The 24,480-nt window shown below is 40.4% G+C and carries 20 protein-coding genes, 1 tRNA gene and 1 pseudogene (1 of these 22 running past the window's edge); 13 read left to right on the top strand and 9 right to left on the bottom strand.

The window, feature by feature from the left end; translation table 11 throughout:
• Nucleotides 1-796, bottom strand: partial view of a quinolinate synthase NadA gene (gene nadA / locus ACSQ6I_RS12090; protein ID WP_438890574.1) — the 5' portion only. Its footprint begins 167 nt before the window's first position; only the first 796 of its 963 coding nucleotides appear in the window; the start codon lies at nt 794-796; the stop codon falls past the left edge of the window.
• Nucleotides 797-946: 150 nt separating this feature from the next.
• On the opposite strand from nadA, the gene ACSQ6I_RS12095 reads away from it, so the two are divergent.
• The 6 genes from ACSQ6I_RS12095 to ACSQ6I_RS12120 all read left to right on the top strand — a co-directional run bounded on the left by ACSQ6I_RS12095 (nt 947) and on the right by ACSQ6I_RS12120 (nt 4,948).
• A complete protein-coding gene (locus ACSQ6I_RS12095) occupies nt 947-1,876 on the top strand; it encodes a TIGR04168 family protein (RefSeq protein ID WP_438890575.1) in 930 nt (309 codons plus the stop codon).
• 58 nt (nt 1,877-1,934) lie between these two features.
• Nucleotides 1,935-2,019, top strand: a tRNA-Ser gene (locus ACSQ6I_RS12100).
• 228 nt (nt 2,020-2,247) lie between these two features.
• On the top strand, nt 2,248-3,654 hold the full coding sequence (locus ACSQ6I_RS12105; RefSeq protein WP_438890576.1) for an AAA family ATPase: 1,407 nt from the start codon (nt 2,248-2,250) through the stop codon (nt 3,652-3,654).
• Between the two features lie 30 nt (nt 3,655-3,684).
• Nucleotides 3,685-4,209 carry a hypothetical protein gene (locus ACSQ6I_RS12110; protein WP_438890577.1) on the top strand — a complete coding sequence of 175 codons (525 nt, stop codon included), beginning with the start codon at nt 3,685-3,687 and terminating at the stop codon, nt 4,207-4,209.
• 95 nt (nt 4,210-4,304) lie between these two features.
• Entirely contained in the window at nt 4,305-4,571 is a 267-nt protein-coding gene (locus ACSQ6I_RS12115) for a ribbon-helix-helix domain-containing protein (protein ID WP_438890578.1), read from the top strand.
• Nucleotides 4,568-4,948 carry a type II toxin-antitoxin system VapC family toxin gene (locus ACSQ6I_RS12120; protein ID WP_438890579.1) on the top strand — a complete coding sequence of 127 codons (381 nt, stop codon included), beginning with the start codon at nt 4,568-4,570 and terminating at the stop codon, nt 4,946-4,948. The genes ACSQ6I_RS12115 and ACSQ6I_RS12120 overlap by 4 nt, the downstream gene beginning before the upstream one ends.
• Before the next feature lie 426 nt (nt 4,949-5,374).
• On the opposite strand, the gene ACSQ6I_RS12125 is transcribed toward ACSQ6I_RS12120, so the two are convergent.
• Both ACSQ6I_RS12125 and ACSQ6I_RS12130 read right to left on the bottom strand, forming a co-directional pair.
• Nucleotides 5,375-6,277, bottom strand: coding sequence for a S1 RNA-binding domain-containing protein (locus tag ACSQ6I_RS12125; protein WP_438890580.1), 903 nt, complete (start codon nt 6,275-6,277; stop codon nt 5,375-5,377).
• Nucleotides 6,278-6,409: 132 nt separating this feature from the next.
• A complete protein-coding gene (locus tag ACSQ6I_RS12130) occupies nt 6,410-7,156 on the bottom strand; it encodes a dienelactone hydrolase family protein (protein ID WP_438890581.1) in 747 nt (248 codons plus the stop codon).
• A gap of 201 nt (nt 7,157-7,357) precedes the next feature.
• Between ACSQ6I_RS12130 and ACSQ6I_RS12135 the strand changes: the two genes are divergently transcribed.
• On the top strand, nt 7,358-8,344 hold the full coding sequence (locus ACSQ6I_RS12135) for a GntR family transcriptional regulator (RefSeq protein ID WP_438890582.1): 987 nt from the start codon (nt 7,358-7,360) through the stop codon (nt 8,342-8,344).
• Between the two features lie 219 nt (nt 8,345-8,563).
• On the opposite strand, the gene ACSQ6I_RS12140 is transcribed toward ACSQ6I_RS12135, so the two are convergent.
• The 4 genes from ACSQ6I_RS12140 to tig form a co-directional block, all read right to left on the bottom strand.
• Nucleotides 8,564-9,457, bottom strand: a complete 894-nt coding sequence (locus ACSQ6I_RS12140; protein WP_438890583.1) for an alpha/beta fold hydrolase — start codon at nt 9,455-9,457, stop codon at nt 8,564-8,566.
• A 200-nt stretch (nt 9,458-9,657) separates the two neighbouring features.
• A complete protein-coding gene (gene clpX / locus ACSQ6I_RS12145; protein ID WP_015217495.1) occupies nt 9,658-11,001 on the bottom strand; it encodes an ATP-dependent protease ATP-binding subunit ClpX in 1,344 nt (447 codons plus the stop codon).
• A gap of 10 nt (nt 11,002-11,011) precedes the next feature.
• Complete coding sequence (gene clpP, locus ACSQ6I_RS12150; RefSeq protein ID WP_015217496.1) at nt 11,012-11,710, bottom strand: ATP-dependent Clp endopeptidase proteolytic subunit ClpP; 699 nt, start codon at nt 11,708-11,710, stop codon at nt 11,012-11,014.
• Nucleotides 11,711-11,900: 190 nt separating this feature from the next.
• Complete coding sequence (gene tig, locus ACSQ6I_RS12155) at nt 11,901-13,298, bottom strand: trigger factor (protein ID WP_438890584.1); 1,398 nt, start codon at nt 13,296-13,298, stop codon at nt 11,901-11,903.
• 846 nt (nt 13,299-14,144) lie between these two features.
• Between tig and ACSQ6I_RS12160 the strand changes: the two genes are divergently transcribed.
• The 4 genes from ACSQ6I_RS12160 to ACSQ6I_RS12175 all read left to right on the top strand — a co-directional run bounded on the left by ACSQ6I_RS12160 (nt 14,145) and on the right by ACSQ6I_RS12175 (nt 19,640).
• A complete protein-coding gene (locus ACSQ6I_RS12160) occupies nt 14,145-15,182 on the top strand; it encodes an aspartate-semialdehyde dehydrogenase (RefSeq protein WP_438890585.1) in 1,038 nt (345 codons plus the stop codon).
• 83 nt (nt 15,183-15,265) lie between these two features.
• The gene (gene dapA, locus ACSQ6I_RS12165) at nt 15,266-16,150 is read left to right on the top strand and encodes a 4-hydroxy-tetrahydrodipicolinate synthase (protein WP_438890586.1); all 885 of its coding nucleotides are present in this window, start codon (nt 15,266-15,268) and stop codon (nt 16,148-16,150) included.
• A 305-nt stretch (nt 16,151-16,455) separates the two neighbouring features.
• Nucleotides 16,456-18,219 carry a ribonuclease J gene (locus ACSQ6I_RS12170; RefSeq protein WP_438890587.1) on the top strand — a complete coding sequence of 588 codons (1,764 nt, stop codon included), beginning with the start codon at nt 16,456-16,458 and terminating at the stop codon, nt 18,217-18,219.
• 260 nt (nt 18,220-18,479) lie between these two features.
• Nucleotides 18,480-19,640, top strand: coding sequence for a hypothetical protein (locus ACSQ6I_RS12175; protein WP_438890588.1), 1,161 nt, complete (start codon nt 18,480-18,482; stop codon nt 19,638-19,640).
• Nucleotides 19,641-19,670: 30 nt separating this feature from the next.
• Here ACSQ6I_RS12175 and ACSQ6I_RS12180 read toward each other — a convergent pair.
• Nucleotides 19,671-20,862, bottom strand: a pseudogene (locus tag ACSQ6I_RS12180) (anion transporter).
• Between the two features lie 347 nt (nt 20,863-21,209).
• On the opposite strand from ACSQ6I_RS12180, the gene ACSQ6I_RS12185 reads away from it, so the two are divergent.
• Nucleotides 21,210-21,593: a Mo-dependent nitrogenase C-terminal domain-containing protein gene (locus tag ACSQ6I_RS12185; protein ID WP_438890589.1), complete on the top strand. Its 384-nt coding sequence runs from the start codon at nt 21,210-21,212 to the stop codon at nt 21,591-21,593.
• A gap of 116 nt (nt 21,594-21,709) precedes the next feature.
• On the opposite strand, the gene ACSQ6I_RS12190 is transcribed toward ACSQ6I_RS12185, so the two are convergent.
• Nucleotides 21,710-23,566, bottom strand: coding sequence for a caspase family protein (locus ACSQ6I_RS12190; RefSeq protein WP_438890590.1), 1,857 nt, complete (start codon nt 23,564-23,566; stop codon nt 21,710-21,712).
• Nucleotides 23,567-23,761: 195 nt separating this feature from the next.
• On the opposite strand from ACSQ6I_RS12190, the gene ACSQ6I_RS12195 reads away from it, so the two are divergent.
• A complete protein-coding gene (locus ACSQ6I_RS12195; protein ID WP_438890591.1) occupies nt 23,762-24,292 on the top strand; it encodes a hypothetical protein in 531 nt (176 codons plus the stop codon).
• Nucleotides 24,293-24,480: the final 188 nt, after the last annotated feature.

Genomic DNA, 24,480 nt, shown 5'->3' on the forward strand with positions numbered 1-24,480 from the left:
GTGCGGGAATAAAGTGCTTGTCAGGTGCTAATTTTTGCATCTGGTGGATAATTCCTGGCTCTGTAGCGACGATAAATTCCTGTGTAGGGCTTTTTTGACAATAATTAAGTAAGGCGGCTGTAGAGCCAATAAAGCTGGCATGGCGTAAAACGCTGGTTTCACATTCTGGGTGAGCGATCGCTTCTGCTTCTGGATGTGTGGTTTTTAACTTGACTATTTTCTTTTCAGAAAAGGTTTCATGGACAATACAGCTACCTTGCCATAACAGCATATCTCGTCCTGTTTGTTCCATTACATACCGTCCCAAGTTCCGATCTGGAGCGAAAATAATCGGCTGCTCTTTGGGTATTTGCTGGACGATTTTTACAGCGTTGGAACTGGTGCAGATAATATCGCTCATGGCCTTAATTTCGGCAGAGCAGTTAATATAGGAAATTACCAAATGGTCTGGGTGTGCGGCTTTGAAAGCAGCAAACTCGTTTGGAGGACAGCTATCTGCTAAAGAACAACCAGCATTTAAGTCTGGTAGTAATACTAATTTATCAGGATTAAGAATTTTGGCTGTTTCTGCCATGAAATGAACGCCAGCAAACACAATCACATCTGCATTTGTCTGTGCTGCTGCTTTGGCTAATTGTAAAGAATCGCCAATAAAGTCGGCAATATCTTGAATATCGGGGTCTTGATAGTAATGCGCTAATATTACCGCGTTGAGTTCTGTTTTTAGCTCCTCAATAGCGGCAAATAAATCTAATGGTAGTGTACCCTGTGGTCGAGCAAGTGTAGTTGTAAACACAATTAGGAACTGCTTTTTTGTACAAATTATTATCTTGTGGATTCAATTATAGTAGTTTTTACCAAAAATAGTGGACGGTTGATGTTGGCAATTTATGTGCAAATCCGGTGGAGTTTCATATCCTGGAGATATACGGCTTTTTAAAGTGGCATGACCAGTCAGAAAACTCAATCAAAACCTGTGAAAATTGCTGTAATTGGCGATGTTCACGATCAATGGGAAGTAGAAGACGGTATAGCACTCAAGCATCTGGGTGTGGACTTAGTGCTGTTTGTCGGAGATTTTGGGAATGAGTCGGTGGAAGTGGTAAGAGCGATCGCTTCCCTAGATATTCCCAAAGCAGCCGTAATGGGCAACCACGATGCCTGGTACTCGGCTACTGAATGGGGACGTAAAAAATGTCCTTATGACCGCACCAAGGAAGACTGGGTACAGGAACAACTAGATTTATTGGGAGTGTCCCAAGTCGGTTATGGTAAATTGGATTTTCCTGATTGGAATTTAACTGTGGTGGGGGGTCGTCCTTTTACCTGGGGTGGGCCAGAATGGAGATTTGCGGAAATCTGTCAGGAACGTTACGGTGTCTCTAGTCTGGAGGAGTCCGCAGATAAAATCGTCAAGGTGGTGAAAAGTGCTGCTTATGACAATATTATTTTTTTAGGACACAATGGGCCGAGTGGATTAGGCGATCGTCCTGAAGACCCTTGTGGAAAAGATTGGCATCCTATTGGTGGTGATTTTGGTGATCCTGATTTAGCGGAAGCAATTTCTCAAAGTCTCAACATGAAGAAAACTGTTTCCCTAGTCGCCTTTGGTCATATGCACCGCACTCTCCGCCATACTAAGAAGGTGCAAAGGAAGGCTGTGTTTAGAAGTCCAGAGGGAACAATTTACTTAAATGCCGCTACTGTACCCCGGATTGTGGAAGAGGACGGTGTAAAATTACGGAATTTTTCTCTGGTCTCTTTGGAGGGGGGTGTGGTAACAAAAGCTTCTCTGGTTTGGTTGGGTAGGAACTTCCAGGTGGCTGCTGAAGAAATTTTTTATAATTCTTCCCCTTCAGTTGTGCCAATTGTGTAATTATAGGTTATGATATTATTTGTCAGTTTTTGTGTTTCACACTTCTGACAAATAATCTGGAGAGGTGGCAGAGTGGTCGAATGCGCCTGACTTGAAATCAGGTGAAGTGAAAGCTTCCGGGAGTTCGAATCTCCCCCTCTCCGTTTTTTTAGTTTTTATATCACGCAGAGGCGCAAAGTCACAGAGAAGAGCGCAAGAGTTTGACTTGAAAATATAAAGTCTGCTGTAAGGTAAGAGTCAGCTTTGCTATGATTCCAGATATAAGCTTTCACATAGGTAATTCAGTAATAGGTATGATTTGCTGAATTTACAAATAATGGTAGGGTGTAGTCAATTGTATATTCTTAACCCTAATTAAAATTAAATTTGCCATGAAAATAGAAATTTCTAACTTAGGTGTTATTGAAAAGGCAGAAATTGATTTAAAGCCTTTAACTGTGTTTATTGGTGGTAATGGAACAGGGAAAACTTGGACAGCTTATACTTTAGCATCTATATTCGGTCAATATGGATGTGAGAGATATTGGCAAGCTTACATTGATAAAAAGACTGAACATAGATATCCAATTATAGATAATGCAATTGAAGAATTTTTGCAAGAAGGAAATGTTCAGATTGATTTAATAAATTTTGCTGAAGAGTTTATTGAAATATACATCAATGATGTTTCTGCTTTAGCTTATAGCTGGATGAATAAATTTCTAGCCACGGATCGTGTTGATTTTAAAAAAATGAACGTGAGTTTCGATTTATCCTCTGCGAAATCAGAAATATTTGATAATCTTAAAAAAGATTTTATAAACCAACAGTTATCTTTTGGAACTAAAAGTAAAGATACTTTGCATATTCTCAAAGAATTAGGTGACAGTAAGATTTATTTATATATACTTTCAGTTTCTGAAGAAAGTATTTTGAAAAAGTTACCTAAAAGAGCATTTGAGCAAATTTTGCTTAAATTAATTTTTAGAACAATTCACAGGTTTTTTCATTTAGAAACTTATATATTCCCTACAGAAAGAACAGGAGTTTTACCATTCTTTTCTTCAGCCACAAAAATTGAAAATTACGTAGATATTGAAAATTTTGATGATCTTGATGAGAATGTAAAAAATCTTTCATCTATGAAATTAAGCATACCAGTACAAGATTTAAAATTGACACTAGAAAGCATATACATAAAAACATCATCAGAAAGAGAAAAAGAAATACAACTTTACCCAGAAGTTTTAGCTTATCTTAAATTAGCAGAAATTCTAGAAAATGATATTTTAGGGGGTAAAGTCAATGTTGAAAATTCTAGCTTTGATCAAGAAATTCTTTATCAAGCATCAGAAAATATTAAATTAGAAATGACTGTTTCTTCTTCAATGGTAAAAGAATTAGCTCCTTTAGTTTTATGTTTGCGTTATTTCGCTGTACCAAATGAATTACTGATTATTGATGAACCAGAAGTGAATTTACATCCAGCAGCGCAAGTACAAATTATCGAATTTTTAGCAATGTTAGTTCAAGCAGGTTTAAAAGTATTAATTACAACTCATAGCCCTTATATTGTTGATCATTTAGCAAATTTAATGAAAGCCGCTAAATATGAAGATAAAGAAAGTCTCAAAGAACGATTTTATTTAGAGCAAACAGACGCTTTTATTCCTCAAGAAAAAGTTTCTGTTTATCTATTTGAAGATGGTACAGCTAAGAATATCTTACATGAAGATGGGCGTATAGATTGGGGAACATTTGGGAATGTGTCAGATGACATTTCTCATATCTTTCCATAATCACTCTATAAATTCAGGAGTGATTTAAAAATGCCTTTCAATACTTTATTGTTATCATGTTGTTTACTACCAGGAAAAACAAGTCATAAAGAAGATGGAGTGGAGGTAAGTTTACAACCAGCAAGTGGTGAAACAGTTTTATTTTTTCATATAGACGAGAAATCAAACCCTAATTGTAAGTTTCGTCAACTATTAGGATTAGATCAAGAAGGGATGAAAATCTGTGATCTCATCGTATTTTATGCAAAAGAGAGTCAAAGGATTATCTGTTTTGTAGAATTGAAGGGTGGTGATATAAAAAAAGCAAAAGAACAGGTTATAAATACATCTACATACTTTAACAAAGCCCTGAAAAAATCTGATCCATCATTAAATTTTACTGCAAAAACCTATATTGTATCTAATAGTTCTGTACCACAAGAACTTGATAAATATAAACAAGAATTAAAGAATAAGTTTGGTGAAGGTAACTATGACATTAGCAGAAATTCAGATTTAGGTAATTTTTTGCGAGGTACAAAGTATCAACTTAAAGGAAAACAAAAAAATAAGTAGATATTTTCTAATAAAATAGGTCTATTTTAAAGCCAAAATACTTAATACTATGCTTGTGTTTTTATTATCAATAAATACCTGTGGTACTTCAACCAATGACTACCCTTAATTCCATCACTTTACCAGATAAATTATACAAGGAACTACAAAAGTTAGCTGAAGCTGAAAATGATTCCATAGAATCTCAAATTGTGGCGCTATTACAGAACGCTTTACAGGAAAAACAAAAGAAAACAGAAGCACAACGTCGCAATAATGTACTCAAAGTCCTAGAGGAAAGCCGTCTGCGTCGTCGTTTAAATCCAGCAGATTTTGGATTACCAGATAGTACAGAAATGATCCGAGAAGACCGCAAGAGATGACTAATACTCTAAAATGTGTACTAGATACAAATGTGTGCATCAAATATTTTATTGTTGACCCCCTCACACCTCAATTTATCCAACTTTTTCCTCACCTTGCTTATCCGCAAACAGAAATGTTTGTACCAGACCTATTTTATATCGAATGTACAAATGTTTTCTTGAAGTATGTACGTATAAATATGTATACTGCTGCTGAGGTACAATCCGATTTAACTACTCTCAAGAATTTAGAATTACAGGTTGTCTCTACCGCTGATTTAATGGATGATGCGGTTAATATCGCCTTAAATTACAATATTTCTGCTTATGATGCTTCTTATGTCGCACTTTCGCAGCAGACAGGAACTACTTTGCTGACTCTGGACAAAAGCTAGTCAAGGCTTTAGCGACTTCATCTTATAATATTTGCTTATTTAACGAGTTCCAAATTCCAGGTTTCGGAGAGTAGGTGCAAAGGTTATTTTGCGTCCTTGCATCTTGGCGCGAAATTACTCTTCTATAACTTCCACCAAGTCTTCAATCATGACATCAAAAATACGGGCTAATTTCTGGAGGGCTGTAAGATATCAAGCACGCACCGTCATGGTGGGGAGAATTTTTTACTCGACAATTTGGTGAAGCTTCTTCGGAGTTTGTGCTTTACAGTTGGGGAAAATTAATTGCATTAATTAAATTTGCCTTTAGTGAAGAAACATTACAAGAACTCCGAAGTAGCTATCACCAGAAAAAAGTGCTTTTATCTGTGTAATAGGGAACAGGGAACAGATAATTTTCCCTCCATCTCACCAATCACCAATCACCTATTCAGCAGTTTTATTTGCAGCCCGATTAGCACGCGCTTCCGCTGAACTCATCACTTCTGCAAAATTCTCTAGCACTTCACCAGGGTGGTTTTCTAAAACTCTTGTGGAAAGGGCTACTCTACCTTTACCTTCATCTAAGTCAATAATAACAGCTTTAATTTGCTGACCGATTTGAAAGACTTTTTCCAAAGATTCAATGAATTTTTGGCTTACCTGTTTGATGTGAAGTAAAGCACTGACACCATTTAACTCGACAAACACGCCAAAAGGTTTGATGCCAGTAATTTTACCTTCTACTAACTGACCTAGTTCTAATAAGCTGAAGTTGCTAGAACGAGTTGCTAAACGCTGGGAAAGAATGAGTTTGTTGGTGTTGCGATTAATTTCCAAAAAGCCAGCGGTGAGACTTTGACCTTTGAGTGCTTCTAAGTTATCACGTTCGGCGAGGTGCGATCGCGGAATAAATCCCCGCAAGGAAAGAAGATCAACAGTGACACCACCTTTATTAACACCTGTTACTCGCACTTGCACTGTCTGGGAATTTTCCTGCATTTGTAACAATTTCACCCAGATTTGCTGAATTTCTAACTGCTTGCGAGAGAGGGTAACTTGACCTTCAGCATCTTGATCTCGGATAATCAAAAACTCTATATCTTCTTGCATCGGCAGAACTTCCGCTAAATCAGTTACTGCTCTCAACGAAGCCTCATCGCGGGGAAGAAAAGCGGACGACTTACCACCAATATCAACATAGGCTCCATCATGGTCAAGTTGAAACACCTTGCCATGTACAACCTGTCCCTTTTGAAATTGGTAGTCGTGTTTTTCCAGTGCTTGGGCAAAATCGTCCATAGAAAAAGACGAATTGGCTGTTTGAGAAAGTTGTGATTCGGAATTCATGACGTTTGAAGATAAATTGTATGAGAAGAAGAAATTCAGGAGTTCAGTAGTGCCACAACGCGAGAGATAGGCTAACAGGGACAATCAGCTAGAAAATCCCTTAAACAACTTCTATTTCCTAAAAACCTCTTGTTAAGCTGCTAAAACACTGGTAAAAAGTTTTTGAACTTGCTCCCAAGCATCGGCCGCAGCTTTAGGATTATAGCTGGCGCGACGGTCACAAAAAAACCCGTGGTTAGATCCATCGTAACGAAACACATGATGGGAAATGTTATATTTTTTTAACTCGGCTTCAATTTCGTCTACCTGTTCTTTGGGAATGCTAGTATCTTCTGTGCCAAAAAAGGCGTAGATAGTGCCTGTAATATCTCTGGTACGGGTAATTGTGGGGTTTCCACCTCCGGGGGTGCGAGTAGTAATTCCAGCACCATAGAAGGAAGCTGTGGCTTGAATATCTGGGAGGGTGGCAGCTAGGTATGCTACGTGACCACCAAAACAAAAACCAATACAACCAAATCCATCTTTTTTGACTTGGGGCAAAGTTTTGAGGTAATTGATAGCTGCTTGAATATCGCTCAAGAGTTCTGAGGCTTTGGTTTGTGAGGCATATTCTCTGCCTATTTCTATATCTTGGGGGGTGTAACCGGTTTCAAATCCAGGTGCTTGACGTTGAAAAAGTGCGGGTGCGATCGCTACATATCCTAGTTTAGCAATCCGTTCTGTCACATCCCGAATATGAACGTTAACCCCAAATATCTCTTGTAAAACTATCACTCCTGGGTAAGAACCGGGTACTGTTGGTGTTGCTAGATAAGCTTCTACTTGGCAATCATCTTGGGAAAGATTAACTTTTGTAGTGTTTATTAATCGCTCAGTCATAATAATTTTTACTCAAGCTCTCTAATTGTCTGATATAACTATGCCAGTATCTTCAAGCTGCTTTCAACCAAATGATCAATTAATAAACTTGAATGTATTAGCAACATCCCTTAAAACATCTTACGTATCAAGAATATTATATTTAACAGGTAGCATCCACATCTGGTTAATTGCAGCTACCAGTAATCAGGAGAATTGTTGATGATTCAATTCCGTATTCAGCCAGACAGCGAAATTCCGGCATCTACCCAACTGTTTAATCAAATCCGATTTGCGATCGCATCTGGGCAGTATTCACCTGCATTCAAGTTGCCTAGCACAAGGGCGCTGGCTATGCAAACGGGATTACACCGGAATACTATTAGCAAAGTTTACCGCCAGTTGGAGGAAGAAGGATTTGTCGAAAGTCTTGCGGGTTCAGGAATCTATGTCCGCGCTCAAGGACATGAAGGTGGGAGTAGGTTACAGTCTCCAATTCTCAAGCAGTATCCTGAAGCATACAAGGTAGTTCAACAAACTTTGGATGAGTTACTTGGTCAAGGTTGTTCCCTGAATCAAGCACGGGAGCTATTTCTAGCAGAAGTTGATTGGCGCTTGCGGTGTAGTGCTAGAGTGCTGGTAATAGCACCATCTCAAGATATTGGGGCCGGAGAATTAATGGTAGATGAATTGGAAGAAGCCTTAGAAATTCCAGTTCAGTTAGTCGCAATGGAAGAGTTACTAGCAGTTTTAGACCAAACTACTTCGGCTACATTAGTCACCAGTCGTTATTTTATCGGCGAAGTGGAAGCGATCGCAGCACCAAAGGCTGTGCGCGTGATTCCCCTAGATATTCACGATTATGCCAAAGAACTTAATGTAGTTAAAAACTTACCCAAAGCTAGTTGTATAGGCATAGTTAGCCTCAGTCCTGGCATTCTCAGAGCCACAGAAGTCATCCTCCACGGTTTACGAGGTGATGAATTACTCGTAATGACTTCCCAACCCAAGGATGGTTATAAACTGCAAGCGATCGTTAAACGGTCTGAAATCATTTTTTGTACAGATCAAGCAAGCTATTCAGCAGTTCAAGCCGGAGTACAAATAGTTCTAGATGATCTGATTCGTCCACCAAAGCTGATTCGCTGCGAAAACTACATTGGTTCTCAGTCGATAAATTTACTCAAACGTGAACTCGGTTTAATCTGACAATAGTAGCTACAAGTTGATATTCTCCCCACCTCACTTTGTTGCAGGTGGGGATACTAAAGCTCACTCATAGATAATTTCACATCTTCATCTTAATTGTTTAACTAGTTCCGTGGGTTTAAGTCCCCCGGTTCTATAATCGGCAAGTTTTGTGTTGGGGTTAAATCCCCATTACAAAACTTAATTACGAATTACGAATTACGAATTACGAATTACGAATTATTTTAAAAACTCTCGTATCCTTGCTAAGTAAGTTTCTGGATCTTCTAGCATCGGAAAATGGGCTGTATTCGGAATCAAAGCAAAATCAACTTTGTCGTTCAATGCTGCCGCTTTTTCTCCCATTTTTGCCGGAATAATGATGTCATATTCTCCTGCTACAAGTAGGGTTGGTACTGTTAATTTGGCAAATTCTTCGGGCATAAATTCCGCTTGTTTCTTACTAACAGACGTGAAAATTGTCCCTAAAGCTGCATCATAATCAGCATCTATAAAATCTTGTAAAAAAGCTTTTCTCTCGGATTTGGGGATAGGACTATGCAAAAATCTCGCCATAAACATCTTGTCAGCCAAGGGTATTTTCCCTAACCACTTGGGACGAAATTTAACTACCAGCCCACCAAATTTATAAAAAGCAGCAAAGGCTTTTTCATCATATTCAAAAATTCCGCTACAAGTTAAAATCCCCTTTTCTACTCTTTCGGGATAGCGGTTAAAAAATAAAGTAGCAATTGAAGCACCCATTGAATGAGCATTAATGTAGACACGCTGAAGATGCAACCCATCTAACAAAGCTGCCAAATCCTCAGCATAATCCTCTAATTCATAGGTTAACTCTTGAATTGCCGCAGTTTTTTCGTGGTTTGACTGCGATTCAACTACAGACTCAGCAGTTTGGACAACAGTTGGTTTACCATAAGAACGCCCAAAACCTCGCATATCATAGAGTAAACAGTCAAATTCGTCTAATAAAGCCTCAGCAGTACTTCGCCAATACCTAGACGAACCAGCCCAGCCGTGAATAAAAACCATTACTGGCTTGACAACAGAAGCAGATGATGATTTTATCCACTCGTAGTAATGCTCAACCCCACGAACATTGATATAAGACATTTTAAAATAATTCGTAATTCGTAACTCGTAATGGATATTTCAAATGAGGAGTGTTTAATAACGCACTCCCCACCTTCGCTTTTAACTTTACTCGGTACTCGGTACTCAATACTTAAACAATGAGGAGTGTTTAATAACGCACTCCCCACCTTTACTTATAACTTTACCAAGCACTCAATACTCAGCACTCAGTACTTATGCTATGCTGATTCTGGTTTTGGCAACGAAGATGGATGTACTAATAGTTCAGCGGTAGAACGTTTCTCAACCATTTCCCGTGTCACTGTGCAGCGAGTCACATCTTTCCGAGATGGTAACTCGTACATCACATCCAGCATCAATTCTTCCACAATGCCCCGCAGCGCCCGCGCCCCGGTTTTGCGCCGATAGGCTTCTTGAGCGATCGCTTTTAAGGCTTCTGCTTTAAAATCTAACTGGACGTTATCCATATTCAACAGTTTTTGGTACTGCTTCACCAAGGCGCTGCGTGGTTGGGTAAGAATCGCCATTAGCGCCTCTTCATCCAGGGGATCTACCACTGCTATCATTGGCATCCGTCCGATAAATTCAGGAATCATCCCAAATTTCACCAAGTCATCCGGTTGGAGATGACGGAGTGTATCTGCTGCCCGTTTCTCTTTAGATAGCCCTTCTCCTGGTTGGACAAAACCAATTGACTTTTTACCCACTCTCTGATCTACGACTTTTTCCAAACCTACAAAAGCACCACCACAGATAAATAGGATGTTACTAGTATCAATTTGAATACAATCTTGATAAGGGTGCTTGCGTCCGCCTTGGGGGGGAACATTGGCGGTTGTACCTTCCAACATTTTCAGCAAAGCTTGTTGTACACCTTCTCCAGAAACATCCCTCGTAATCGAGGTATTTTCACTTTTGCGAGCGATTTTGTCGATTTCGTCGATGTAAATAATGCCTCGCTGTGCTTCTTCTACATCCAAATCTGCTACTTGTAAAAGTCGCAGCAAGATATTTTCTACATCTTCCCCCACATACCCTGCTTCTGTCAGAGTTGTGGCATCAGCAACAGCAAAGGGTACATCCAGGATTTTTGCCAGAGTTTGTGCTAACAGAGTTTTGCCGCAACCAGTTGGGCCCATTAATAAAATATTGGACTTTTGTAGTTCTACTGCATCATCTGCCCCACCTTTGCCATTACCTTTAGACTGAACAATGGCCAACCGCTTGTAGTGATTGTAAACAGCCACTGACAATACTTTTTTGGCTTCATCTTGACCAATAACGTGTTCGTCTAAATAGTTTTTAATCTCTCTCGGTTTGGGGATTTGGTTAAATGAGAGATTGGAAGAACGGGTACGGCGTTTTTGAGGTGGTTCTGAACGTGGTGCTGGTTGGGATGCCGCAGCAGCATTCGTATCAAGTAACTCCTCATCTAGGATTTCATTACACAAGTCAACGCATTCATCGCAGATGTAGACTCCCGGACCCGCGATTAATTTACGCACCTGCTCCTGAGACTTGCCACAAAACGAACATTTTAAATGGGAGTCGTACTTAGACATACCAAGCCTCTTATTTCAGAATGGTGACGTTTTCCCCTGCTGTGGGAAGATTTTGTCTAGAAATAACCTGATCGATTAAACCGTAGTTTTTGGCTTCTTCTGCTGACATGAAAAAGTCGCGTTCCGTGTCTGCTTCGATCTTTTCCAAAGGTTGACCAGTATGTTTGGCCATTAATTGATTCAAGTTTCCCTTAATGTAAAGAATTTCTCTGGCTTGAATTTCAATATCAATAGCTTGTCCTTGAGCGCCACCAAGGGGTTGGTGAATCATAATCCTGGAGTCAGGTAGAGACATACGTTTGCCCGCAGCCCCAGATGTTAACAAAAATGCCCCCATGCTGGCAGCTAGACCAAAACATATGGTAACTACGTCAGGACGTATTTGTTGTATTGTATCATAGATAGCCATGCCTGCGTAGACGGAACCACCAGGGGAATTGATGTAAAGTTGAATATCTTTTTCTGAGTCTTCGGCATCTAGAAACAGCAATTGGGCAACTATGGAGTTAGCAACGACATCATCTATTGGTGTTCCCAAAAAAATGATCCGCTCTCGCAGTAGGCGGGAGTAGATGTCAAAAGCCCTTTCTCCCATACCGGATTGTTCTACCACCATCGGGACGATGTTGTTAGGGCTGCTGTAATTACAGCTAATGCCGATGGGACTCAAGCTACTGATTGGGTAATTTCCCGACTGCGATACAAGCATACAAGAATATTTAACAATAAATGGGACAGAGTTTGCAGCCGTTATGGCTGATTTTTCAGGAATTGAATTTTTATTTGAGCTATGTCTTAACCATTATGCCCTATATAGATTCTTATCGCTGGGGGCAGAAAAAGGAGTTCAGGAGTGAAGAGAATATCTCTCTCATCTCCCTCACCTCCCCTATCTCCCTCTATTCGAGACTGGCTGTTGCTTCTTCTGTACTTTGAGCTTCTGCTTCTGGTTCTTTTGCAGGACTCAAAGAACCTTGAGGTACTAGTTCCACAGACGAGTTTGCTAAAAGCCAATCAATGATTTTTTCAGTTAGCAGTTCGTTTTCTACGACTGATTGCAGTCTGTTTTGGTCTATGTCTTCGTCAGCGTACTCTTCTAACAGTTCTTTGACTCTGGCTGCAACTTCTTCGGCTGTAACTTTGATAGATTCGCGTTTGCCGATTTCTTGTATGGACAAGGAACGCTTGAGGCGCTCAATTGCCTCTGGCTGCGATCGCTCCCGTAATTGGGGAATGATATCTTGGGTAAACAGCTTTTTCACATCTAGCCCTTGCTGTGACAGTTTCATTGCTGTCTGTGTCAACATGGCATCAATTTCTTGCTCAATCAAGGTTGTCGGCAAGTCAACTTCTACGTGCTTTAGCAATTCCGCTAACAAAGCTTCTTGCTGATTTGCTTTGGTTTGATTTTGGGCTTCTTTTTGATACCGTTCTTCTAAAGATGCCCGCAATTGTTCCAAAGTCTCGAATTCACTCACTTCTTGAGCAAAGTCGTCATTTAATTCCGGTAGTTCTTTTTCCTTAATTTCTTTGAGCGTTACCGTGAAAATTGCAGGTTTACCAGCTAAATCTTCATTAGCATAAGGGTCTGGAAACTGAGCCGGAATCTCTCTAGTTTCTCCGGGGTTCATCCCTACCATACCGGAAACAAAGCCGGGGATAAACTTATCTTCTTGCAATTCGACTTGAAAATCAGTTGCTTCCCCTCCAGGAATTGGTGTTGTTTCAGCTGTTTCGTCTTCACCTTCAGCTTTGACAATCACACCTTTAAAATCAACTACGGCGATATCACCAATTTGGGCGGCTCGTCCTTCTACTGGAACCAAGGTTGCCATTTCTTGGCGTTCTTTGTCCAGAACATCATCTACCCGTGTGGGATCGTACTTTATTTCTTCGGCTTTGGCTTCTAACCCAGTGTATTGAGCCAGATTGATTTCTGGTTCTACATCAACAGCAGCGGAAATAGTCAGAGGCTGCCCAGGTTCATAATTCTTAATCAAATCGTCAAAAGTTGAGAGCAATCGCGGCTGACCAATTGCTGAGATGGCTTCTTGTTTGACTGCTTCCTCGATCCCATCTGGAATTAGTTCTTCCAGGGCTGCTGCTTTGATGCGAGTTACGCCTAGACGCTGTAGTAATATTTGCCGGGGTACTTTTCCTTTGCGAAACCCAGGAATGTTTACAGTACCACTTAAGTTTCTAATGACTTGTTCGTATTTTTGTTTGGTAATTTCTGGCGTAATCTCTATTTCCAGTCCAATTTGGCTTTTATCAAGTTTTTCCTGGGTAACTTTCATGCTTTGTCTCTGTTTTTTTGTATTTTCATCTCCGAGTACACACAAGAAGCGTATCGCTCGCGTTATTAACTTGATATCTCACTGTGGGGATTTAGTTATGTCTTGTAGGCATAATCAAATCCTGGGTGGGAAATTTTGCCCTTCAGCAGATATCCAGTTTACTGCCAATAGCAAAGGACTTAACACTTTACTGCAATTTCTTTACTGATAGCATCTCCAGATTCCGATTTATAAGCACTGAGCATTTATACGGCACTTAGTGGTCGAAATCCTGCTTAATTCTCGACTGTTGGCGTTTTTTGCTCAAAATTTAGACATTAGATGGAGAATGATACTCAGATTGCTCACACTGTGATATCCTTTCAACATAGTAGCTTTAGTAAAAATGTTTGTCGCATTGATTTTGTCAAACCTTGTGTGACAGAGCGCTAACATATCATGATCTATATAGCTCAATTTGCAGTACTGGATTAGAACCATCTGAATTATAGTATATTTTTACCAACCTAATTTTACGGTAGGGCATGAGCAAATTTTAATTTACGTACCAATCTCAATCTATTCATTTTTTATAAGACTCATAGTTTGTGATAAAATGGTGTATGATTGTATGATTAAAATCAATGAACTTTCAATATAGTAATTTATTGTCGAGCTAAAGTTTAAGATATATAAAAAACCGAATAGGAAGAAAAAGAAAAATTTTACATAATGTAACATAAAGCAGAAAAATATCTTAATTGAATTATTCAAGCTTTTTTAATTTCTAAATATAGTCACTACGAAGTATTGACTGTAAATTTGCACAAGAAAATTGCTAGTAACCTCTTAAAGGAGGAATCGAGTTTGTCTAAATCCTATCGTGTAGCTATTTTGGGTGCGACTGGTGCTGTAGGCACAGAGTTGCTGGAATTACTAGAGAGTCGAGATTTTCCCATTGCTGATTTAAAATTATTAGCATCAGAAAGGAGTGTGGGGAAGACGCTCAAATTTAAAGAAGAAAATATTCTGATTGAGCCAGTGAGCGATCGCTCTTTTGAAAACGTAGATATAGTACTAGCTAGTGCCGGAGGGGGAACATCCAAAACCTGGGCTGGGGTAGCAGTGGCTAAAGGCGCAGTCGTCATAGATAACTCTAGCGCTTTCCGAATGAATCCCGAAGTTCCCTTGATAGTACCAGAGGTAAATCCCCAAGCCGTCGCTAACCATAGAGGCATCATCGCCAATCCCAACTGCACCACAATTTTAATGGCATTGGCAGTATGGCCACTGCACGAAATTAAACCAGTCAAACGGATTGTGGCAGCTACCTACCAATCTGCCAGCGGTGCAGGAGCTAAAGCAATGGAAGAAGTTAAAACCCAAGCCAGTGCTATATTACAAGGACAGTCACCAATAGCTCAAGTGCTACCTTATCCGTTGGCATTTAATTTATTTCCCCATAATTCCCCAATGACCGATTTAGGATATTGTGAGGAAGAAATGAAAATGGTCAACGAAACCCGCAAAATTTTTGGTAGTCAAGAAATCAGAATTACTGCCACTTGTGTACGGGTTCCCGTACTTCGCGCCCATTCAGAAGCCATTAACCTAGAGTTTGCAACACCATTTAGTCCAGATGAGGCTAGAGAAATTTTAAGTCATGCTCCGGGTGTCAAATTGGTAGAAGATTGGCAAGCAAATCATTTTCCCATGCCCATAGAAGCCAGTGGTCGGGATGAAGTTTTAGTGGGTAGAATTCGTCAAGATATTTCTCATCCTTGTGGCTTGGAACTCTGGCTATGTGGCGACCAAATCCGTAAAGGCGCAGCACTTAATGCAGTGCAAATTGCCGAGTTATTAGTAGAAAAAAATCTCCTAAAATCGGCAACAGCTTACGCTTAAATGTAGTCATTAGTCATTAGTCATAGGTAATCAACAACTGACAACTGACAACTGACAACTGACAAATTAGGAGTGAAAACAGGGTGGGAGATTTCGGCAAAATTGTAACTGCTATGATTACGCCGTTTAAAGAAGACGGCAGCGTCAACTACGATGTCGCAGCAAAACTAGCGGCACATCTAGTTAACAACGGCACAGATACATTAGTAGTGTGTGGAACAACAGGGGAATCCCCGACCTTGACTTGGGACGAAGAGTACCAGTTGTTTGTTGAGGTGTTGCAGACTGTATCAGGGAAAGCCAAAGTAATTGCCGGGTGTGGTTCTAATTCCACCACTGAAGCGATCGCAGCAACCCAAAAAGCCGCTAAAATAGGAGTGCATGGTTCTTTACAAGTTGTTCCTTATTACAACAAACCGCCTCAAGCAGGTTTATATCAACACTTTCAGGCAATAGCACAAGCCTGTCCTGACCTACCAATGTTGTTATATAACGTTCCCGGACGTACTGGTCAAAATCTGAGTCCAGAAACAGTGGTTCGCTTGGCGGAAATTGAAAATATAGTAGGAATTAAAGAAGCCAGCGGGAACTTAGACCAGGCTAGTGAAATTCGCCGCTTGACACCAAAAGAATTTCAGATTTACGCTGGAGATGATTCTTTGACCTTGCCTTTGTTAGCAATAGGAGCCAAGGGAATTGTCAGTGTAGCTTCACATATTGTAGGTAATCAACTACAACAGATGATTGAGTCCTTTAATATGGGGAAAATTCAAATTGCTACAGAGATTCATCTACAACTCTTCCCGTTGTTTAAAGCTTTATTTTTAACTACAAATCCTATTCCTGTTAAGCACGCGCTGAAACTTCAAGGGTGGGAAGTTGGTTCAGTTCGTCTACCTCTATGGGAAGCTGACGCAGAAATCTATCAAAAGTTAGAGGTGGTGCTAAACAAACTTAGTTTAATCTAAGCGCCAATAAGTTGGAAACTAGCCAAATGCTAGTTGCCAGAGATATCTATAAATAATTGGCAATAATTGCTACCAATTTGCAATTTAAACATCTGTGCTAAAACTGAGTGATATAAGAATCCTTCTATAGGAGACGCTGTACGAACAGTGTAAATTCCCTTTTATTTATTCAAGTAAAAAATTGGATATCTGAAACTAAAAATTGGCTGCTTTTACACTGAATCTGAATAGACATTTAATGTTGTCTTTCATACAAAAGTGCTAACTATCAACTGATTAACAACAAACACAATCTCAAGGAGAAAATGGTTAAGAACGAAGCTGAATACGCCCTAAAAATTATTCCTTTGGGTGGCTTGCATGAAATTGGTAAGAATACTTGTGTTTTTGAGTACCAGGATGAAATTATCCTCCTAGATGCAGGGTTAGCATTTCCCACACGGGGAATGCACGGAGTTAATATCGTATTACCAGATACAACCTATTTGCGTGAAAATCGCCACAAAATCAAAGGCATGATCGTTACTCATGGTCATGAAGACCATATAGGTGGTATCGCTTTTCACCTCAAGCAATTTGATATCCCGGTGATTTATGGCCCTAGACTAGCAATGGCAATGCTAGAGGGTAAATTGGAAGAAGCAGGGGTTCGCGATCGCACAGAATTAAGAACAGTCATGCCCCGCGATGTCGTCCGCATCGGTGAATCCTTTTTTGTCGAATATATCCGCAACACCCACTCTATCGCTGATAGTTTTACTGTTGCTATTCACACGCCAATCGGTATAGTTATCCATACAGGCGACTTTAAAATTGACCACACCCCTGTTGATGGCGAGAAGTTTGACCTGCAACGTTTAGCAGAACATGGTGAAAAAGGCGTACTTTGCTTATTAAGTGATTCCACTAACGCCGAAGTACCAGGATTTACACCATCAGAACGTTCTGTTTTTCCCAATCTTGACCGGGTATTTTCTCAAGCCACTGGACGCTTATTTGTGACCACCTTTGCCTCCAGCGTGCATCGCATCAACATGATTTTACAACTGGCTAGGAAACACAATCGTGTAGTCACCGTTGTAGGGCGTTCGATGCTGAATTTGATTGCCCATGCCCGAAATTTAGGTTATATCAAATGCGAAGATAATCTCTTCCAACCCTTACATACTGTCCGTGGTATGCCAGATGAAAATGTGCTGGTTCTGACAACTGGTTCTCAGGGTGAAACAATGGCAGCCATGACCAGGATTGCTAATAAAGAACACCCCCACATCAAAATCAGGGAAGGAGATACGGTAGTATTCTCCGCTAACCCGATTCCCGGTAACACAATTGCGGTAGTTAACACCATCGACAAATTGATGATTCAGGGGGCAAAAGTAGTCTATGGACGGGATAAAGGTATTCACGTTTCTGGACACGGTTGCCAAGAAGAACAAAAGCTGATGATTGCTTTAACCCGTCCCAAGTTCTTTGTGCCTTTCCACGGTGAACATCGGATGTTGGTGAAACACGCGGAAACGGCTCAAAGTATGGGCATCCCCTCTGAAAATATGATTATTATTGAGAATGGGGATGTGATAGAACTAACGGAAGAATCTATCCGTGTGGCAGGTAAAGTGCCATCGGGAATTGAATTAGTGGATACTACTAGTTCAGGAATGGTTAGTTCCAAAGTGTTGGAAGAACGTCAACGGATGGCTTCTGAAGGGCTTGTAACTATTGCTGCTGCTATTGATTGGACTGGTAAGCTGTTGGCAAAACCAGAAATTCATATGCAGGGTGTGGTGACAAGTATTGAGCGATCGCTCTTGCTAAAATGGGTACAACAACGCATTGAGGAAATTCTCCGCGTCCGCTGGCCAGAATTTGTGACGGGAAGCGAAGCAAATGATATAGATTGGGGCGGTTTGCAAGGAACTTTAGAAAAAGAATTGCAGCGTTCTATTCGTAGAGAGTTGCAATGTCAACCAACTCTGACTTTGTTGATGCAAATTCCTGATGAACCAGCTGTGAAGGTTGCTGACGGTAGAAGACGACGGACTCGTTCTACTGCTGTGGCTTCTTAAGAATTAGCTCACGCAAAGGCGCAAAGGCGCAAAGGTGTTTTTAGCATCTTTGCGTTTTTGTCTTGAGAGTTAATAAAACAGATAATTACTCTTTTAGCAACCAAAGAATACTTATTGAACGAACCACGAAGACGCGAAGTACACGAAGGAAGAAAAGAAGAAAAGAGATTTATCTCACCCTAGAATCAAGTTAGTAGCTAACCTCATCCCTCATTCTGGCATAATTCATAGTCAGAAGCTGGTTTATATAAGGAGCGAATATGCGTATCAAGCGTGAGCTAAAAAATAATATTACTTATTTATCTCTAGTTGAGGAGGTTTATAATCCTGAAAAAAAGCGTGGCGAAATCAGGAAAATTAAAGATTTGGGGGTAGAAGAACCAGCAAAGCCACTCAATGAAATGACTGAAGAGTTTGCAGTTGTGTGGGCGGAGAACAGAACACTAGGTAATGCTGTCCCATTTAGTGAAAGAGTTATAGGACAGTTTCCTGAGGAAGATAGAGGTACAGGCGTAATCCTTCCTTGTGATATAGTTCCATGTGGTAAATTCCGTAATGGAGCAGAGCGTTGGTGGTGTCGAACCCATCAAGTACACTGGGGAATCAAAGCTGATTTGCAACAGGTGGCACAAGGTGATGGTGCTATAAGATGCTCGAACTCAACTATTCCAATGCACTACACTAAAAATCCTTTGGTGATTAATCCAGATGATTATTCAGGAGGAATAGGTATTTGGGCAGCATTACCAACGGCAATTAACACTACAGATGAACCTGATATTCAGGGTTTTTCAATTCATGTACACGCTAGACCTCAGTCTCATGGCAAAAAGAGTATAGATAGCAACTTCCCTGCTGTGGTTATAAAGTCCTGTGAATCGTCTCCGTTATTTGGTAATGCAATGCTAAATATACAAAGAGTTGTCATTGCTCCACCTTCAGCATTGGCATATCTAGAGGCGTTAATTGACAACCTACCGCTGGGGATACTCTACTGTAACAGATGCCAACATCCACATTTAGACCTTGGGGACTTTGCTAAAAATCCACACAAAAAACACTTCTGCGGGAACTGCGGTGTTGATTCTAACTGGTCAAAAGAACCGATAGTTAGTAGTCCCCTCAAAGAATTAGCAAATAAATTAACAAAAAATCCAAACTTTGTGGAGAGCGATCGCATTTTAGACTTGAGAGAATACCAAAACTGTCAGGTAAAGGTCTGGTCATCCACACCAGCAGTCCTTTGGACTAGTGATCTACCCCAGGAAATGGGAATCCATGTTCACATTTACCAAGGAACAGAAAAGATTTTAGATGACACTTTTGGACAAGTTACCAACTTTGATGGTTCATTTTTTGAACGTGACAAGTTACTAACTGTTATGTTAAATAAAGCCAAAAAACCTCAAGGGGATAACTAGGATTTTTGAAATATGTTCTGGACATATCCTCTAATTAACCCACAAATAAACTAAAACTAAAGTAGATAATGTCAAAGGTACACCAAAGCGCAAATGTTCCCAAAATGTGAGTTTGTAGCCTAATTCAGCGGCAGCTTCTACGGTAATCAAATTTGCAACTGCACCAAATAGAGTTAAATTACCTGCTAGGGTTGATGATGCTGCCAGCAACAGCCAAGAACGAGTATCTTCTTGAGCAATTAGAGGTTGTAGTAGCAGTACAGTAGGAACATTAGAAATTAGGTTAGACATAATAGTTGTAATTCCTAATAAACCAAGCTCAGATTTAACTACATGGGTAAATGGCTGTAGCAAGTTCAATTTCTGAGTGACTTTCGTTAATATAAAAAGTCCAGAAAACATCACCAATAAATTCCAATCTACTTTTTTGAGAATACGTTGTGCTTTGATTCGTCTAGTAATCAATAATAAACTTGCAGCGACTAAGGCCGATTCTGCTAGAGGTAAGCCAATAGCAAAAGCGATTAATAATCCGGTGGTGATAATTAAAGTCTTTTTAAATAAGGGTTTGAAAATTCGTTGATTGTCTATTTTTAAAAGTTGACAAGGTTGGTTTGAGCGCACATCTGGATAAAGTAGCCAGAGTAATGCTACCTGAATAACTAAGCCAGTTATCGCAATGGGGGTTAATGCTTGTAAAAAATCTAGATAGCTGATGCCTGAAAATGAGCCGATGAGGATGTTTTGGGGATTACCGCTTAAAGTGGCGACTGAACCTATATTAGTTGCACCTGCGATCGCTAGTAAATAAGGTATAGGATTCAATCCTAAAGCTTGTGTCAGGCTGAGAGTCAACGGTGTAAAAACTAGCGCCAAGGTGTCATTGAGAAAAAAAGCGGAGAGAATACCACTACCAAAGGTTAAGGCTATTAACAAGCCGAAAGGACTACGGGTGATACTCAATAAGATAGATAGGGCTTTACTGAAAAATCCTGCATAGGATAGATTGGCGTTCACCACCATCATAACTTAACAAAAAAACGATGGTTTTGGCATCAATAGCCAGCCATGCTTCCTGTAAAGTGAGAACTCCCAAGGCTATCAACAAGGCAGAACCGACTAAAGCTATGGTGGCACGGTTCATCCGCAAACCAGGTATGTAACCCAAAGCTAAACCGAGGTAAGTTAGCCCTAATACGCCATAAATGGCAAATTGCAGCATAATCACTGGCTTAAATCCTAGATAAAGAGCATTTATACTTATTGGAATTACGTATAATAATTAGATATATTAAGTTTTGTCAAGGTTACAGCGAAACCCGTCCAAAGGTAGAGGTCTTCATTAAAATGTGAATTGTGTCAAGTTATCAAAAAGATTGAATGACTGGACTACCCATTTTCGGGAAATTGCGTTTAACTTGACGTAGTAATACATAAGTTCTGACTTTAAGTGGCTACTCACACTTTTTACAAAATTTCCGTCAGAATACTATTCCCCCGGCTACCGTGATTGTCATATTGTATATTCATCAGTAAGGTGAATACCCTCATAAAAAGAGAGGAGTAACCATGAATAAAGTATTTGAAAGTACCACGAAAAAGATTTTTTTATCAAGCTGGGTATCGGTTCATCAAGCAGAGAGTAATAAGGCTGATGTTACCCAGTTACAGGCTTCCCATTCCGTCGAGTCTCATTGGAAATTTATCCGTCCTTTGCGAAATTGGTTAGATGACTTAAAAGTTAGCGATCGCCAACTTGCTCATCGGTTGTGTAAATTCATTCCGGCTCAATGTCCTTTTGAACGTGATGTCAAATTTTTCGGTAAAGTCATGTTTCACATACCCCCAATGTGTAAACTCAATCCTTTGTATGAAGAAGTGGTAGGTCTAAGATTTCGAGCCATGTGCTATCTGGCCGATGAATGCGGCGAAGATATTTCACAGTACTGCTAATTGAGTACCGAGTACCGAGTACCGAGTAAAAAGTAGAGAGTCCAGAGTTGATTACAGTTCCTGTTAACTCTGGACTCTTTACTAATTACCCATTAGCAATTACCCATTAGCAATAACTAATTTTTTTTTACTTGCCATTTTTGAATAGCATCCTGAGCGTCTTCGTAAGCGGGTGTTATCTCTGGAACTAAAGTAGCGGTTTCAATGGCGGTGCTGAGTTCTCCTTGAGCGGCGCGATTTTTAGCTAAATCTAAAATTTTTTCACTCCATTGATTGATTGATGTTTGGGCAATTTCAAAGCCTGGTTGCCCTGGTGGTACTCGCTTGGCAACTTCGATGGCTCGATTGTAGGTTGATGCCTGTCCGGGTTGAATCAAGGCATTAGCAGCATCTAACAAAGTTTTGTTACTTACATACCGCTTGATTTCTAGTCGCCATTTTGCGATCGCAGATTGTGCTTGGGGATATAGCAACTCGTCTTTGGTAATTAACTCAGCAGCAGCGATCGCATCGCTATATTCTCTTTGTTGAGCGCGTTCCTCGGCTAACTCTAAAATCAACTGATTCCAAATCTGAATATTCTCCTGAGCTTGTTGATAAAGAGGTTCACCGGGCTTAATTTTTTTAGTCGATGCGATCGCTTGACTCAAATCACTAGCTTTAGTTGCGCTCAAAGACATTTTACCTAGCTCTAAGATTGCTTGGTTACGCTTTTGGGAATCCACAATGGGGAGCCTGGCTGGTTTTATTGGTTCTACAGTTGGGGTAACAGGGGGGAAACTCTTGGAAAATTGGGAGTCGCTAGTAGTATTATTTACGGTTGTTGAGAACTTTTTGAAGCGAAAACTAGCCTGATTGTTGAGAACAAAGGTAGCGATTAAACCTACTATAATCATGCTGCCTCCGCCCCATAAGATAAATTGTTTCCAAATGGGGGTATTTTCGTGAATTGAAGGTGTAGCGTAGTCTTTGGCAGCAGAGGGAATAAACCTAGCTCCTGTGTTTAATTCTGGGGAAGTAGCCAGAATTTGATTACCGTCTACAGGTAAGGTGCCGACTGATTCGTCTGCATTGGAAGAAGTCTTGTTGAGGGTAGTTTCTACGCTTTTCTTTTCTGCCCACCAAGCTTTATCTGTAGTCGAATTTTTAGATTTATTGTCTGCTAATGGGGGAGCAGTGAGAGCAACAGCAAAGTTTTCTTCAGGAAAAATCAGTTGCTGTGTTTCTGATTCACTGTCTAATTCCAAGATAGGCAAAATGGCTTGCTGATGGGATGGAATGACAGTTGCTGGGTTTTGAATAGGTCGCCAGTGGTGTTGACAAAGTTCTGGAGTGAGGGAACTGACATAGCTTTCTAAATCTGTTAAGTTGCCACCTTTGCCAGCACGTAAAGCTTCTAATAAAGCTGCTGTAAAGAATCCGTGACCTAGTTCGCTACTTTCGTGGGAAAATTCTTCTGGTTGACAAGACAGCATGACCGCCATTTGTAATTCTTTGGCCATGTCGAGAATTTCTTGACCAACAGGAGCATCTGCTTGTGTCCCAAAGGCGCGGTTGATATCGAAAATGAGTAATACATTCAGTTGGGCAACTTGGAGACTTTGCATCAGCGATCGCACTTCTAGTCCAGTTTCTGAAACCATATCTGGGTTTCCTGCCACCGGCATTAAGTAATCTTTGTCGTTATGGTTGACTCCATAACCGCTGAAGAATAACCATAGATGGTCTTCTGGTTGCCAAGATGTTGCTGCTAATTCCTCCAGCAAAGACAGAATATGATCTTTAGTTGGATAGGAAGTTTTTTCCCCTATTGGTGGTGAAGTATTGGTCATCAGCAGGCAGTTTTGGGGAAGTAAACCTGCTTCTGTCAACAAAAAATCATGTAATGCCTCAGCATCGGCTTGAGCGCAGCTTAAAGGTTGAAATAATTCATATTGATTGATGCCAATAGCGATCGCCCAGTAATTTGCCATCCCGCTCTTTGTCGGTTGTTGTTTGCTGAAAATTGCGGTTGGCCTTGCTGAAAAACAAAGCTAACCTATGTTTTATAGTCTAGGTGGGTTTCCACTAATTCCTAGATATAATGTAGTTCTTATGACGTTGAAATTTCGGAAAATACTTGCATTCGTTGAAAATGCTCAGTCATCATTCAGGAGGGCGACAAGTTTATGAACAGGATTTACACTCAACAACCATCATCATTCATTCCCTTTTCATTTATTGGCCAATTTGGCAGGAAAATCCGGATAATTCAAGCTGGAGTCTTCCTATTCTTAGCGGTTCCTCTCTGGTTGGCTACAGAAGCGATCGCACCTCAAATTGTGCAAGCTTACACAGCCAGAGTTGATTTAGCCATTGACAGACTACCAGAGGAAAACTACGAAACCGTTCTCAGAAGAGCAGAAGCAGCAGCTAGGGCAGCGGCTCAACGCAGTTTTGACCAAGATATCTTAGTAACAGATGTTTCCATAATTGTCTCCGTACAAAATTATGGAGCTATCGCCCCAGTTATAGCCTTAGATGTCAGTCGTTTGCAATGGAAACAGCGTCCTGATCCCCAACGTTGGGTGACTTACTTCAAAACAGCGCGATCGCTACTTTTCTTTGAAACACAGACAGCAATTCCCGATCCTACTCCTGCTGTCGTCCCTCCAGCCACAGCTACCCCTCCCAAAGTTAACGAACCTACACAACCATAACGATAAAAAGCTCATCTTCTATAGAACTTATGCACTCAGCCAAGTTGAGAACGGTAGAATAGGCGTTTCAAGTTATGGAGAGATTCTTCGCTGCGCTCAGAATGACAGTTTTCCGTTTCAGTGCGTGAGTCCTGTTCTATTTAGACATCTCTGAAAATTCAACTCTCTGTCATTGCTAATGTCAATTG

Source organism: Anabaena sp. WFMT (assembly GCF_051781005.1).
Lineage (GTDB): Bacteria > Cyanobacteriota > Cyanobacteriia > Cyanobacteriales > Nostocaceae > Anabaena.